We start from the raw sequence: 14306 nt of genomic DNA, 5'->3' as shown, positions 1-14306 counted from the left end.
AGCATTCGTCACAACATCAATGGAGAAATTCGTGAACCAGCCCTTGAAACCCAGATCGTTTTTCACCGTCCCGCTGTCCGTGCTCTTGGCAACCTTCGCCACGGCACTCGGTGCGCAGTCCGTAGAGGCGGCAAAGCCAATGGCGCTTCGTACCATAATGGAAAGACTCGGTCGCGACATGCAAGCCGTCACGGGCGCGATCTCCAAAGAAGACTGGCCGCTGGTCGCCGAGCTAGCACCACGAATCGCCAAGCATGCCGAGCCGCCCATGTCGGAAAAGATGCGCATCCTTGCTTGGCTTGGGGCAGACGCTGGAAAGTTTCGGGGTCTTGATGGACAGGTCCATGACGCCGCGACCGCCATGGGCGAGGCTGCACAGCGGAATGACGGCCAAGCAGTCATCGCGGCTTTCTCCAAGACCCAGCAAAGCTGCCTAGCCTGCCACCAGAGTTACCGTCGCTCGTTCGTGGAAAAGTTCTATGGAAGCCGCTAGCAAGGGATGGCTACACCTGTTGACGGAAGACTAGCTTCTGTCCAATCAATATACCTCGACGCGTTTCAGGTTCCCAGGAAGCCACCCGTGCAGCGATCACGGGTTCCTGCTTCACCCGCGGCAGCACTCGTTGGATCTGACGTTCATGACTCCCGTATGCATGTGGGTCACCAGCACCAGCGGATAACGCAGCACCTCGTCCAGTGAGATACGTTTGTGCTTGAGCAGCGGATGCCATGCCGGCGCCGCGACCATGAGGGGGGGCGCTCCAAAGCGCCTTAGCCACGATGTCGTCACCCACTTCACCAGACTGGGCCCTAGGTCATACAGATCGCCATGCAGCCCCTTGATTTGCTGCGACAGTGACACCTCGAACAGGCGCAACTCGACGTCGGGCTCCTCCTGCCAGCTTAACGCCAGCAAGGTCGGCAAGCGCGACGGGGTGATGCCATCGGACAGCGTAATGCGTTGCTGACCGTGAAAGCCGTTGGCCGCTCCCCTCACGCTGTCGCGGGCTTGCTGCAAGGCAGTGAAGAGGCGCGGCACATGTTGCAGGAATTGCTTGTCCGCCCGCGTCAGCCGCTTGCTGCGACTGCTCCGGCCGCAGTGCTTCAGCAGCGCGGTTACAGGTGGCGATCTCGAATTCGCCGAACATGCCCATCGACAGTTCATCCGGCGCGATGCCCGCTGGCGCGAACTTCAGACGCTGCGCCGCCGCCCGTGTCGACAGACCAAATCGCTCGCCCTCGGGGAGTGACGTAAGACGCCGCGACTGTCTTCCTCGGGTCGCTGCGGCCACAGAAGATAGCCGAGGCGCGCTGGCGCGAGTGCTCTAGCTAGCCATCCGCCATGACCGCCGCCCGCGTTCAAGCAGCGTTGCAATAACTCCGGACACCATTGCCCGCGTGCTGTGAGCCGGCGACGGCAGCCGCTGCAAGACATGCCGGCCTCTTCTCCGCACGCATGCGGCTCCCTACGATCATAAGGACTGGTCACGTCACGAGGGACTGCGCATGAACTTACGTCATCTTCGCTGTTTCATTGCTGTAGCCGAGGAACTGCACTTCGGTCGAGCCGCTAGGCGGCTGCATATAGAACAATCTCCCCTATCACGCACGATCCGCAAGTTGGAGACAACTCTAGGCGTGACGTTGCTCAGTCGCACGCCGCGGGGCGCAACCCTGACTTGGGCAGGGCGAGTCTTCCTCGACGACGCCCGCCGCATCATGTTGAGCGTTGAGCAGGCAGTGGCCAGCGCGAAGGCTGCTGCCTCCGGTTCTCAGGGCATTTTGCGAATCGCGCTGTCGAGAGACATAGGACGGGCGAGGCTATCAGCACTGCTTGCACTGTGCCGCGAAGAGTCGCCGCAGGTAAACATCCGGCTCTCCGAAGTACCGCTGACCGAACTCGTGCAGGGGCTGAACGCAAATCTGTTCGACGCCGGCTTTGCAATGGTCAATGAAGTGGAGGACGGGATCATTGCTGAGCCGCTGTGGGCCGACCCCTTGGTAGTGATCCTGCCCGCACGGCACCCGCTTGTAGCCTTCAAGGAAGTGCCGTTGCAGGAAGTGGTGAGCTATCCGCTGGTACTTTGTGATCCACGGGCATGCCAAGGTTGCGGTCGGCAGAGCGAACGACTGTTCCGCTCTGTCGATGTCCAACCGATCGTGGCTGAGTATGCCGCTTCTCACGGGCTGATGCTGACGTTGGTGGCCGCAGGGTACGGGCTAAGTTTTTCCACTGCCGCGCACTTGGCAACTTGCCAGCCGGCGGATGTTGTTGTCCGCCCGTTGGCCGGTCAGAGCGCATCGATAACCACCTATCTGTTACGAACCGAGGGTGGCATGACGGAGCCGTTGCAGCGGTTCATCGAACGCGCCGAACGTGTATGTCATCAGGACGCAAGCACATCACGCGCGATCTGACGCAGATCTATCGAAAGGTGCGCGGCTAGTTTTCTCGGATTGCGCGATTCATCTTTGGTCTTGCGGCTGACCCGATCTGCATGGCTCATGCGCTGTACTGATTCCAGTTTCGACGCAATTGCTGCGCCCTTCCGTACTCCGGCACTCGCCTGCGGGCTCGCCGCCGCGGTCATTTCACTGACGCGGAACGCATGAGCTTTTGCTGGTTGCAAACCGGCTCATCCTGTTGACGCATTGGCACTTTACGCCGTTGGAATTCCTACGGAAAACTTTGGCCAGGTTTCGGGTAAAGCGCGGCACCCATGCTTGACCCCAGGGGAGCGCGACCACCAAGCCGCGTGCCGGTCCAAAGGCAAAGCGCCCGCATCATGGTTGAGGAGTTTCAAGCGTAGCAAGATGTAGTTCGCCCTTAGCCGGCCGTCAGCGCCGATGCAACGCTTCCTTCCACGATCCCGGCCGGTCCTGCGCTTCATCCGGATTTCTGGGCAATCGCCTCGCCCACTTGGGCGGTGCGCGTCTGCCAGAGTTCGATCCGACGATGGGACGCACGCGACATGGAGAAATCGAGTTGCCTTGCCTTTGGCGCCAGGATCTACTACCGCCCGATCGAGGCGGCCGTCCGTTGGGCGGGACTGTTGCGCTTTGAGCCGCGGATTCTGGAAACGCTCGGGCCACGTGCCATGCCTGAGCCGAACGACTTTCCGCGCTGGCCCTTGCTGCGCCTTTTCTCCGAGCGCATCTTCGACGCATTGGCACACGATGAGCTTTCTTACGGCAAGGCAGGCATGGCGCAGGAACCTCAGCGCCCCGCACTCGACGATCCTGCGTTGATCGTGCGCCACGTCGACCTGAAGGCGTGGATGTCGCATTACTACCCCGGTGAGCGGCCTCCATTCCTGTTCGACGGCATCGAGCGCGAACTGCATCCTTCGGTGAGCGTCGCCATGCTGAACGTGTTGCTGGCCGATCGCGAGGCCGCCAAGCTGCAGCTTGCCGAACTCGCACAACTACATGCGGCGCTGAAGGCACAGCACGAAGCGTTGGCGAAGGAGCATGCCAGTAGCATTCGTGAGGGCGATGCGAGTGAACCGGGCCTGCGCAGCGAATCGACTTACCTGAACATCATTGGCGGCCTGCTGACATTGCTGTTGGGCAAGTCCCCCGCGGGCTCTGCCTACTCGTCCTTCCGCAACATGGATGCGGTGATCAGTGCGCTACTGGCCCACCATGAAGGGCGGCCCGGCATCAGCGAGCGAACGCTGTGGAGCAAGCTGGCACAGGCGCGTCGCCACCTGGATGCATCGCGCTGAGCCTGTAACAGCAGACTGCAATTGCAGTTGCGTGTTCTGCAGTTGCAGTGAATCTCGCAGCAGCAGCATATGGAATGCGAGGCACTTTCTGAACAACGCCATCGAGCGTCAAGGAGTGCCTCTCATGTCTTCGCAGACCATCGCGCCGGCCTTGCCGCCCGAGCACCGCATCCTGCGCCGCGCCGAGGTCGAAGCCAAGACCGGCTTCAAGCGCGCGCACATCTACAGCCTCATGAAGGAAGGCAAGTTCCCCAAGGCGCTGCGCCTGGGCGTGCGCGCGGTGGGCTGGGACTCGGTGGAGATCGAACAGTGGATCGCCGATCGCCTCAAAGAACGCGCCTGACGCTTCTTCTCGGTTCATGCCATTCGACGAGGAGAAGCCCATGCAGGTGGTGTCCATCATTTCGACCAAGGGCGGCGTGGGCAAGACCACGACGGCGGCCAACCTGGGCGGCTTCATCGCCGATGCCGGGCTGCGCGTGCTGCTGCTGGACCTGGACGTGCAGCCCACGCTGTCGAGCTACTTCACGCTGGACGTTCGCGCGCCCGGCGGCATCTACCAGATGCTGGCCTTCAACGAGCGGCGCATCGAGCAACTGGTGTCGCGTACCGTGATCGCGGGCCTGGACCTGGTGCTCTCCAACGACGACAGCGGCGAACTGAACACGCTGCTGCTGCACGCTCCGGATGGGCGCCTGCGACTGCGCCATCTGCTTCCCGTCTTCCGCACGCACTACGACTTGCTGCTGATCGACACCCAGGGCGCGCGCAGCGTGCTGCTGGAGATGGCGGTGCTGGCGTCCGACCTGGCGCTGTCGCCGGTGACGCCGGAAATCCTCGCGGCGCGCGAGCTGCGGCGCGGCACGCTGCAACTGATCGAGGACATCGCGCCGTATCGGCACCTGGGCATCGAGCCGCCGCCGCTGCGTCTGCTCATCAACCGTGTGCATCCTGTGTCGTCGAATGCGCGGCTGGTCCAGCAGGCGCTGCGACAGGTGTTTCAGGAACAGGCCGGCGTGCAGGTGCTGGGCACCGACGTACCGGCCATCGAAGCCTATCCGCGCGCTGCGACACGAGGATTGCCGGTGCACCGGGTGGAGTACCGGCAGCCGGCTGGGCGCACGGCGCCCGCGGCGTTGGAGACCATGCGCACGCTGGCCGGCGAGCTGTTCCCCGTGTGGCGGGAGCGCTTCGCGCTGGTCACCGGTCGGGCCGACGCGGGAGGGGCCGGCCATGGCGAGCGCGCATGAACTGGCGCGCGGCCGCGAACGGCTGCGCGCGCTGATCGAGTTCGCGCTGGGCGAAGGCTGGCGCGTGGTTCGCACGTCCGGCGGGCACCTGAAATTCACGAAGCAAGGCTGCGCGTCGATCTACACCAGCTCGACGGCGAGCGACCACCGTGCCGACCGCAATGCCCACTCACAGCTTCGCCGCGCCGACCGGCAAGCGCAGGAGAATGGCCGTGGCTGAGCTGACGCCGCAGGACATGGCTGCCAAGCTGCTGGCCACCGGCTTCGAGCGCAGCGGCCCTTCGGCCGCGACCTTGAGCGACCCCATCGCCGACACGCCGATGGTGGTGACGCTGGACCAGTTGCGGCCCTACGACCACGACCCACGCGTGACGCGCAACCCGGCCTATGCGGAGATCAAGGCGTCCATCCGCGAACGTGGGCTGGACGCGCCCCCCGCGATCACGCGCAGGCCGGGCGAGGCGCACTACATCATTCGCAACGGCGGCAACACGCGGCTGGCGATCCTGCGCGAGTTGTGGAGCGAGACCAAGGAGGAACGCTTCTTCCGCATTGCGTGCCTGTTCCGCCCGTGGCCGGCGCGCGGCGAAATCGTGGCGCTGACCGGGCATCTGGCCGAGAACGAGCTGCGCGGCGGCCTGACCTTTATCGAGCGGGCCTTGGGCATCGAGAAGGCGCGCGAGTTCTACGAGCAGGAAAGCGGCCAGGCGCTGTCGCAAAGCGAACTCGCGCGGCGACTGACGGCCGACGGCTATCCGGTGCCGCAGTCACACATCAGCCGCATGAACGATGCGGTGCGCTATCTGCTGCCGGCGATCCCGACGCTGTTGTACGGCGGATTGGGCCGGCATCAGGTGGACCGGCTCGCAGTGCTGCGCAAGGCGTGCGAGCGCACCTGGGAGCGGCGTGCGCTGGGCCGGCCGCTGACCGTGGACTTCGCTTCGCTGTTTCAGGATGTGCTGTCGCAGTTCGACACGCAGCCGGAGGGCTTCTCGCCCCAGCGCGTGCAGGACGAACTGGTGGGTCAGATGGCCGAGCTGCTGGAAGCGGACTACGACACGCTGGCATTGGAGGTCGATGACAGCGAAAGCCGTCAGCGAGTATTGACCAGCGAGCCGGCCGCGCCGAACCCGGCAACGCCTGTCGCACCTGCGGCGCCAGCCATCACGCCGCAACTGTCGCCCGCGGCGCCAACGCCACGGGACACCTCGCCCGTCGCGCCACCGGCAGAGACACCCTCGGCACCACCTGCCGCTGCACCAAACGCCCGGGACGGGCAGCGCGACGAGCGCCTGCAGGGGCACATCGTGACGCCGGCCCCAACCACCGAGCGCCTGCAGTCCATCCAGAGGATGGTCGCGGATCAGCTCGGCGACAAGCTACCCGACTTCGAGGCCGACGCGCTGCGTGCGATCCCGGTGCAGGTTGGCGGGCTCTTTCCCATCTCGGATGTCTGGTACATCGAGCCGGGCCTGGACGTGCCGGATCGCCTGCGCGTGCATATCGCGCAGTTCGCTCGCGAGATCGCGGGGGAAGCGGCGGTGGGCGACCACATCGAAGCCAGCGATGGCGGCATCGGCTTCGTCTGCGTGACGCCGGCCGTGGGCCAGGCGAAGGCGCTCCCGGCGTTCGCGCGTGCGATGCTGACCCTGCTGCACGCGCTGAGCACCGCGCCGGCACCCGCGACCGGGCTGGACAGCGCGCGGCTGGCCGATGACCTTGGGCCGCTGCTGCATGGTCACGGCGGCTTGGTCACGCGCCTGAGCGATGCCGGGCTGGTAAAGCTGTTCCGTCTGCTGCGCCTGGCGCGCCGGCTGCTGGATCTGGAAGCCGGCGTAGCGAGCCAGGATTCCTGAGCGCAGGAGGCTCCCGTATGTCGGCACCGCACCCGCTCAACCAGGCCGTGATCGCCCAGGCCCTGCATGACCTGCGCAACGGCCAGTTGCGCCGCTGCAAGGCCATGGGCTTCGGTGAGGAGGAGCTGGATGCGCTGAAGCACCCAGAACTCGTGAGCATGCTGGTGAATGCCACGGTGTCGTGGTGTTCGGTGTCGGTGAACCGGGAAGTGTTGAAGCGGCTGCTGAGCCAGGTGCACGACGTGGAGCGGGAGATCGCCACGGTGGACCGCATGCTGCGCCTGGGGGCGAGCACGGAGATGGTCAGCAAGTTCTACGGCCTCACGCATCAGGAAGTGGCGCTGCGCCGCGACATCCTCGGGCTGCCCAAGCGTAAGGGTCGGCATCCGGTGCTCGACGAGGCGCAGGACGTGGCCCTGTGGGAACGCTGGAAGGCCGGCATCACGGAGCGGCACATCGCACTGAACGACGACATGGCGATGCTGGCGCTGACCATGGACCTGGCCGAGGCCATGACCCTGCCCATGTCGGTGATCTGGTCGGCGATACGGAACTGGGTCGACCAGGGGCTGGTGTAGGTCATGACGACGGGCGACGCTCCACGGCGTGATGGCCCGGTTGCGCTGTCGGCGTTGTTCGACGAGGCGCTGCGGCACCTTGAGCCGAAGGAACCGGCGCAGGGCACGGCGCCGAGCCAGGACGGCTTTCTCTACAGCGGCAACCGGCACGAGAGCGTGCCGCGCGCGTTGTTCCTCGACCGGCGCCTGACGCCGCTGGAGCGCAATGCCTGGCAGGTGTTCCGCCTGCAGCTCAACGACGACGGCGTGACCGCCTTTCCCACCTACGACCAGCTCCGCCCATATCTGGCGTCCATGCCCTGTGCGGCGCAAGCCTCGCACGAGACCGTGGCGCGCGCCTTGACGCTGCTGCGGCTGACGCGCTGGCTCAGCCTGGTGCGGCGGCGGCGCGATCCCAAGACCGGCCGTATCCAAGGCAACCTCTACGTGCTGCACGACGAACCGCTGTCACCCTTCGAGGCGATGCAGCTCGACCCGGACTACCTGGGCCTGGTGAGCCAGGCGCTCACGCACGCGGCGAAGGCGGTGCAGGTCGTGGGCATGAACACGCTGCGGGAGATCGCCGAAGACCCGCTGCTCAGCGGGCGCACACTGCCGACCCGTCTGCAAGTGCTGGCGCAGCGCATGGCGCGGCATGGCTGGACGACGCCAGGTTATCCACAGGAGGGTGCGGACCACGAATCCGAAGAAGGCCAGGAAGCCCTTCTTCGGAATGCTGCGCGCCCGTCTTCGGAATCCGAAGCAGGGCCGAAACCCGCGCCGGACAGCTCTCTTCGGATTCCGAAGGAGGACCGTACAGTACGTAATGATCGTATAAATGAAGTACGTACAGTACCGCGCGCGAGGGCCTTGCAGAACCTGCGACTGCCCGAGCGTTTCCTGCGCTTGAAGGACGAGCAGCAGGCCGGCGCGCTGGTGGCGCTGCAGCAGGTGGACGAGGCGCAGCGGCAGGCCGTTCTCGACGAGTGGGCGGCACGCTGCCACAACAGCGCGGTGCGCAACCCGGCCGGCTACCTGTTTGGCATCATCCAGAAGGCGATCCGCGGGGAGTTCAAGGCGTGGGCGGGCACCGACGCAGGAGCGCCGCCCGCGCCGCGAGCTGCGGGGCCCGCGTCATCGTCGTCGCCTTCGGCCTCCCGCCCAGCCGACCCCGAGGTGGCGCGCGCCTACCTCGCACGGCTGCGTTCAGCCTTGCGCGATCCCTGAGCTATCCCCAGGGGATAGACGGAACAGGTCGCCTTCCGTGGGGTGATCCAGTCAGGTCGCGGCTTCGTCTTCTTCCGTTTCCCGCCAATAGGCGTAGTTGAACAGTGCATCCAGCTCCGCGAAGTCGTCCAGGCCCAACGATCGTCTGACCGTATCGGCATGCCCGCAGTACCTTGCGTAGCTTTCCGCACTGACGTTCTGCTTGGTTGGATGCAGTGGGTAGTCCCGGATGCCGGCGAGCGCCAGTCCCGACACCGCGTTCTGGTTCATCACGGCGAACCGCTTGTTGTCCAGCGCGTGCAGAATCTCAGTCAGCAGGTTGATGCCTGCTCCGGTGATGGCGCCGAAATGTCGATGTAGAACGGTAAACGCTTCGGCAGGCGAGAGGTTGCGCCGGTCAAGGATGTCCGCCACTGCGGCCACGAACTGCCCTGGGTGGTTGGCGATCCGGCTCTTGCCGCGGTGCAGCCCGCCGGAATGGAACAGGCCGATCAGCGCGTCGTACTTACTCGGAAAGTCCCGCCTGGCATTGCTGCTCAGGGCCGCCAGCTCTGCCAGCCTGCGCCTTGCCTGGCGCAGGTTTCCCTTGCGGCCGGTCTTCTGCGCGGTGAATCCATGCGCTGAATCGTCGCTTTTCATCAGCTCCAGGAGGTCGGCCAGGATCGTGAAGTCCGGCCCCTCGGTTCGGCTCGCCTTCTGCGCACGCTTCTTGGCCACCTTCCGGCAAGTGTCGTGGATGATGTACTCCCGCTCGTAGGCATCAATCCGGGGCTTGGTCGCTGGCACGAGAATCCTGTCCGCGACCAGCGCATCGAGGTGTCGCGTGACAGATGCCATCAGCGCGCCGCTCGCGTCGTCGATGAGGGCCGATGCCTCGTAGTTTCCGTAGAAGCCTCCGTGGGTGAGGTTGGCCGAGCCGACGATCACCGAGCATTGCTTGCCATTCTGGAAGGCGTAGATCTTCGGGTGGAAGGTGTCGCTGGCGTTGCTGAGGTACAGGACGAGCGCGTGCTTCTCGGCGAGCGCAAAGAGCTGTCGGAGTGCTTCGGGTTCGGTCAGGTAGAAGTCCAGACCTATCGCAAACCTGGCCTTCAATCCCCCTTCCAGCGCCTTGCGCAAGGGCTTCAACAAGTCGCCGATGGCCGAGATCTTCGCGAAGGCCACCAAGCATTCCAGGCGTTCCGCCCGCTTCAGCAGCTTCTCGACTACGTGGCCGTGCCCGTGCTCTTCCCCGTTCAACAGCAACTGAACGGCTTTCCCATCCTGCATGTTTTCCCCTCGTTCTTCTGCGCAGCAACCCAGGTGCGATGCACCCCCAGTCATTGTCATGGTTCACGCCCAGACATCAAGCATCGCGGGCTCAAGACCTATCCCCAGGGGATAGCCGGCACACACAGCCTTCCGTGCGGAACAATCCGGGCACGCATGGGCTGCGGTTTGTTGACTGACAGCCTTCCGGCCGATGCCGATGCTGGCGACTCGCCCCTTCACCGCGAGTCGCTCACATGGCCAACGAACGCACAGAACCCCTGCAACTGAATCTGGGATCGCTGCGCAGCGCGATGTCGCTGACGCTGCACACGCACCACGCTTCGCGCATCTGGCACGGCCGCGCGCCGACCGAGGGGCGCCCCGGCATCATCGGTCTCAACGGCTTCATCGGCGCCATGAACAAGATGAAGCGCGGCGCCGAGCAGGACGACCCGTACTCGGACTGGTGGATGTTGCGGATCGAGGACAAGCTCGCCGACACCAAGACCCGCTTGCAGACCCTGCGCGAACAGGTGGATCAGGCCCTGGCCGACGTGCCAGCGGCGCTGTCCCTGGGCGAGAACATGAATGTGCAGCCGGTGAAGCTGCCGCTGTTCGTGAATGCACAACTCGGCTTCATGGCGGTGTACCTGCTGGCCGACTACGACGACCTGGCACGCAAGCTCATCCTGGCCCACCACACGGCGCTGATCGACCGCAGCACCTTGGAGCGCTGGCTCAATGATGGCGCGCACGCGCTGCGCAGCCTGTTCTCGCTGGCCCAGCAGTACCGCTACTCGGGCACGACGCGCGACGACTTCGCGGCGAAGAACGCGGCGGCGCGAGCGGCGCTGGAGAAGTTCGGCGAGTTGCCGCAGGACGTGCTGGAAGGCGCGCGCCGCTCGCGCTTCGCGCCACCCATCGCGCGGCGGTCGAACAAGCCCGGCACGCCGCCTGCTGCGCCTGCCATCGTGCCCGATGCGCAGGCTCCCACGGGTGGCGCAGCCGATGGTGCCGCGGGCGATGAGGGTGTTGGCGCATGACAGCATCACCCCCTATCAGCCACTCCACGCGCTTCGTGGCGCTGGAACAGGCGGACTTCCAGCGGCTGGAACACGCAGGCTACCTAAAAGGCCTTTTACAGCCTTTTAAGGGTAAGGGGAGTCTGGAGACCTGGGCCAGCCAGTGCGCAGCGCTGCGCGACGACGTGATTGGCCTGGCGCAGCGGCGCGTGCTGCCCCAGGCGCGCGCCTATCCATTCAGTCTGCTCGACGTGCAACTGGCCCAGCAGGCCACTGGCGCAGGGACGACCTTCCTGCGCTGGCGCAACCTCGACCGTTCCTCCATGGGCGTGGCGTTGTGGGAGGCCCTGCTGGCCAACCCCGCGACGCCGGCCTCGCTGATCGACGAGCTGTACGCGATCGAATTGCAGCGCATCGTGCTGAACATGCAGATCAGCCTGACCCACAGCATCGCTCGCCAAGCCCTGGAATGCGCCAACAAGGCCGCGCAGGCCGAAGCGGCTTACCTGCGGCGCGTCCACGGGCATACCGCGTCCGTTCCACCCACCACCAAGGAGTCACCATGAGCACGCACTTCGTCGGCGAGGGCAACATCGGTTCTGCGCCGGACTACCGCGAATTTCCGAACGGCAACGACGAGCCGCGCCGGCTGCTTCGCCTGAACGTCTACTTCGACAACCCGATCCCGAAGAAGGACGGCGAGTACGAAGATCGCGGCGGCTTTTGGGCGCCCGTGGAGCTGTGGCACCGCGACGCCGAGCACTGGAAGACGCTGTACCAGAAAGGTATGCGGGTGCTGGTCGAGGGCCGCACCGTGCGCGACGAATGGGAGGACGCCGACGAGAACGAACGGGTGACCTTCAAGGTCGAGGCCCGGCGCGTGGGCATCCTGCCGTACCGCATCGAGTCGGTGGCGCTGAGCGCTAAGCCGGCCGGAGGACAGTAGTTCACCCATCGCCGCTCCCCCGAGGGCGGCTGTAGCAACCGTCATACGCCCGCGATGCACCAGCGAGCTATCCCCGGGGGATAGCTCCAAGGTCGTCCACGGAGTTCCAGCCACCCTCCCCAAACGACGCTCTTGCTGCGCCAGCTCCTGCGGTCCATGCGCACCGCTGCGGCAACGGCCCGCCTGCCGATCACAAAGCGGTGTCTGCATCAATCGGCTTCCTTGCTGTCGGCATCTCCTGGCGCCGCCAAGCTGACGCCCATCCGATGAACCGCACATTTCCAAGGAGGCTTCATGCGCGTGTTCCTGTGCGAGAAGCCGTCCCAGGGCAAGGACATCGCCCGTGTGCTGGGCGCCGTTCAACGCGGCAACGGCTGCTACAGCGGCGCGGGTGTCGTCGTGACCTGGTGCATCGGTCATCTGGTGGAGGCGGTTCCGCCCGAAGGCTACGGCGAGCAATACAAGCGCTGGGCCATCGAGCAACTGCCCATTCTTCCTGAGCGTTGGCGTGTCGAGCCCAAGGCGGCGACCGCAGCGCAATTCAAGGTCGTGCAGCAGCTCGTCGCCAAGGCGGGTGAGCTGGTGATTGCGACCGACGCCGACCGCGAGGGCGAGATGATCGCCCGCGAGATCATCGACCTATGCGACTACCGCGGGCCGATTCAGCGCCTGTGGCTGTCGGCGCTCAACGATTCGTCGATCCGCAAGGCGCTGGGCGCGCTCAAACCGTCCGCCGAGACGCTGCCGCTGTATTTCTCCGCACTCGCCCGTTCGCGTGCCGACTGGCTGATCGGGATGAACCTGAGCCGCTTGTTCACCCTGCTGGGGCGCCAGGCCGGCTATACGGGCGTGCTGTCGGTGGGGCGCGTGCAGACGCCGACGCTGAAGTTGGTCGTGGATCGTGATCGCGAGATCGCGCGATTCGTCTCCATGCCGTATTGGGCCGTGGATGTGCTGCTATCCCATGCCGGCCAATCCTTCACCGCGAGCTGGATACCGCCCGAAGGCAGCACGGATGCAGCGGGTCGCTGCCTTCAGCAGCCGGTGGCGCAGCAGGCTGCGGATCGCATTCGCGCGGCACGCGATGCGCAGGTCGTGTCGGTGGACACCGAGCGCGTGCGCGAGGCACCGCCGCTGCCGTTCGACCTGGGCACGCTGCAGGAGGTGTGCTCCAAGCAGTTGGGCCTCGACGTGCAGGAGACGCTGGACATTGCCCAGGCGCTGTACGAGACACACAAGGCGACAACGTATCCGCGCTCGGATTCGGGCTACCTACCCGAGAGCATGCTGGCCGAGGTGCCGACCGTACTCGACAGCCTGGTCAAGACCGACCCCAGCCTGCGGCCGCTGATCGACCGCCTGGATCGCCAACAGCGCTCGGGTGCATGGAACGACGGCAAGGTGTCGGCTCACCACGGCATCATCCCGACGCTGGAGCCCGCCAACCTGTCGGCCATGAACGAGAAGGAACTGGCCGTCTACCGGCTGATCCGCGCCCATTACCTCGCGCAGTTCCTCCCGCACCATGAGTTCGACCGGACGGTAGCGCAGTTCTCGTGCGGCAGTCAGTCGCTGGCGGCCGTGGGCAAGCAGATCGCCGTCACCGGCTGGCGTGAGGTGCTGGCGACGCCGGGGCCGGACGATGCCGATGGCGAGGATGCGCAGCGCAGCCAGGTGCTGCCCGCCCTGCATGCGGGCCTGTCCTGCCCGGTCGGAAAGGTGGATCTCAAGGCGCTGAAGACGCTGCCGCCCAAACCCTACACGCAGGGCGAGCTGATCAAGGCCATGAAGACCGTCGCCAAGTTCGTGACCGACCCGCGCCTGAAACAGAAGCTGCGAGATACCACCGGCATCGGCACCGAGGCGACACGCGCCAACATCATCAACGGTCTGATCGGTCGCGGCTACCTGGTCAAGAAAGGCCGCGCCGTCCGCGCTTCCGACGCGGCATTCACGCTCATCGACGCGGTGCCCTCGGCCATCGCCGACCCCGGCACCACGGCGGTGTGGGAGCAGGCGCTCGACATGATCGAGGCCGGCCAAATGGCGCTGGACACCTTCATCGAGAAGCAGTCCGTGTGGGTCGGCCAGCTCGTGCAGCAGTACCGCGGCGCAACGCTCTCGCTCAAGCTGCCGCCGGCGCCGGCCTGCCCGCAGTGCGGCGCACCGATGCAGCAGCGCACGGGCAAGAGCGGCGCGTTCTGGTCCTGCTCGCGCTACCCGGACTGCAAGGGTACGTTGCCGATCGAGTCCCCGACGGGCCGGCGCAGCGCACCGCGCAAGCGGCGCGCTGCCTCCAAGGCGTCCTGATCCTCGCTTTCCCCCTGCCGCGCCGGCCACTTCACTGGCGGCGAGGCAAACGTCCCGCACCGCGCGGGACTCCAAAGCGCGCGCCTCCTTCTGCAACGGTGTGCGCGCCCCGTCTGCCCGCCATCGGGCGACGGGGCGAGAAGGTCATTGCTCCCACGA

The 14306-nt window shown here is 65.6% G+C and carries 16 protein-coding genes; 13 read left to right on the top strand and 3 right to left on the bottom strand.

Annotated features, from left to right (window positions below):
* Positions 1–31 precede the first annotated feature (31 nt).
* Positions 32–493, top strand: coding sequence for a cytochrome c (locus tag F753_RS27195; protein ID WP_023443928.1), 462 nt, complete (start codon positions 32–34; stop codon positions 491–493).
* A 111-nt stretch (positions 494–604) separates the two neighbouring features.
* Here the strand turns inward: F753_RS27195 and F753_RS27190 are convergent, their stop codons facing one another.
* Positions 605–1039, bottom strand: a complete 435-nt coding sequence (locus F753_RS27190) for a LysR substrate-binding domain-containing protein (protein ID WP_014819576.1) — start codon at positions 1037–1039, stop codon at positions 605–607.
* A gap of 467 nt (positions 1040–1506) precedes the next feature.
* Between F753_RS27190 and F753_RS27180 the strand changes: the two genes are divergently transcribed.
* Positions 1507–2418 carry a LysR family transcriptional regulator gene (locus F753_RS27180; RefSeq protein ID WP_013721842.1) on the top strand — a complete coding sequence of 304 codons (912 nt, stop codon included), beginning with the start codon at positions 1507–1509 and terminating at the stop codon, positions 2416–2418.
* Here the strand turns inward: F753_RS27180 and F753_RS49455 are convergent.
* A complete protein-coding gene (locus tag F753_RS49455; RefSeq protein ID WP_134586898.1) occupies positions 2388–2630 on the bottom strand; it encodes a hypothetical protein in 243 nt (80 codons plus the stop codon). The two genes, F753_RS27180 and F753_RS49455, sit on opposite strands and share 31 nt — an antisense overlap.
* Positions 2631–2972: 342 nt before the next feature.
* Between F753_RS49455 and F753_RS27175 the strand changes: the two genes are divergently transcribed.
* The 7 genes from F753_RS27175 (at position 2973) to F753_RS27145 (ending at position 8618) form a co-directional block, all read left to right on the top strand.
* On the top strand, positions 2973–3728 hold the full coding sequence (locus tag F753_RS27175) for a hypothetical protein (protein ID WP_023443926.1): 756 nt from the start codon (positions 2973–2975) through the stop codon (positions 3726–3728).
* Between the two features lie 124 nt (positions 3729–3852).
* On the top strand, positions 3853–4071 hold the full coding sequence (locus F753_RS27170; RefSeq protein ID WP_004255100.1) for an AlpA family transcriptional regulator: 219 nt from the start codon (positions 3853–3855) through the stop codon (positions 4069–4071).
* A 40-nt stretch (positions 4072–4111) separates the two neighbouring features.
* Entirely contained in the window at positions 4112–4978 is an 867-nt protein-coding gene (locus F753_RS27165; protein WP_023443925.1) for a ParA family protein, read from the top strand.
* A complete protein-coding gene (locus tag F753_RS27160) occupies positions 4962–5198 on the top strand; it encodes a hypothetical protein (protein WP_023443924.1) in 237 nt (78 codons plus the stop codon). Before F753_RS27165 ends, F753_RS27160 begins: the two co-directional genes overlap by 17 nt.
* Positions 5191–6834, top strand: coding sequence for a ParB family protein (locus tag F753_RS27155; RefSeq protein WP_023125208.1), 1644 nt, complete (start codon positions 5191–5193; stop codon positions 6832–6834). The genes F753_RS27160 and F753_RS27155 overlap by 8 nt, the downstream gene beginning before the upstream one ends.
* Positions 6835–6851: 17 nt before the next feature.
* On the top strand, positions 6852–7412 hold the full coding sequence (locus F753_RS27150) for a DUF2857 domain-containing protein (RefSeq protein ID WP_010792177.1): 561 nt from the start codon (positions 6852–6854) through the stop codon (positions 7410–7412).
* 3 nt (positions 7413–7415) lie between these two features.
* Positions 7416–8618: an STY4528 family pathogenicity island replication protein gene (locus F753_RS27145; protein WP_023125207.1), complete on the top strand. Its 1203-nt coding sequence runs from the start codon at positions 7416–7418 to the stop codon at positions 8616–8618.
* Positions 8619–8669: 51 nt separating this feature from the next.
* Here the strand turns inward: F753_RS27145 and F753_RS27140 are convergent, their stop codons facing one another.
* Complete coding sequence (locus F753_RS27140) at positions 8670–9887, bottom strand: phospholipase D family protein (RefSeq protein WP_023443923.1); 1218 nt, start codon at positions 9885–9887, stop codon at positions 8670–8672.
* 236 nt (positions 9888–10123) lie between these two features.
* On the opposite strand from F753_RS27140, the gene F753_RS27135 reads away from it, so the two are divergent.
* The 4 genes from F753_RS27135 to F753_RS27120 all read left to right on the top strand — a co-directional run bounded on the left by F753_RS27135 (position 10124) and on the right by F753_RS27120 (position 14147).
* Positions 10124–10912, top strand: coding sequence for a PFL_4669 family integrating conjugative element protein (locus tag F753_RS27135; RefSeq protein ID WP_023125206.1), 789 nt, complete (start codon positions 10124–10126; stop codon positions 10910–10912).
* Complete coding sequence (locus F753_RS27130; protein WP_004362273.1) at positions 10909–11457, top strand: DUF3158 family protein; 549 nt, start codon at positions 10909–10911, stop codon at positions 11455–11457. Before F753_RS27135 ends, F753_RS27130 begins: the two co-directional genes overlap by 4 nt.
* The gene (locus tag F753_RS27125; RefSeq protein WP_004362284.1) at positions 11454–11837 is read left to right on the top strand and encodes a single-stranded DNA-binding protein; all 384 of its coding nucleotides are present in this window, start codon (positions 11454–11456) and stop codon (positions 11835–11837) included. The genes F753_RS27130 and F753_RS27125 overlap by 4 nt, the downstream gene beginning before the upstream one ends.
* Positions 11838–12131: 294 nt before the next feature.
* Positions 12132–14147, top strand: a complete 2016-nt coding sequence (locus F753_RS27120; protein ID WP_023443922.1) for a DNA topoisomerase III — start codon at positions 12132–12134, stop codon at positions 14145–14147.
* The last annotated feature ends 159 nt before the right edge of the window (positions 14148–14306 follow it).

Source organism: Stutzerimonas chloritidismutans AW-1 (genome assembly GCF_000495915.1).
Classification (GTDB): Bacteria; Pseudomonadota; Gammaproteobacteria; order Pseudomonadales; family Pseudomonadaceae; genus Stutzerimonas; species Stutzerimonas chloritidismutans.
The sequence above is the reverse complement of the archived record's forward strand: the minus strand, read 5'-3'. Positions and strand labels throughout refer to the sequence as shown.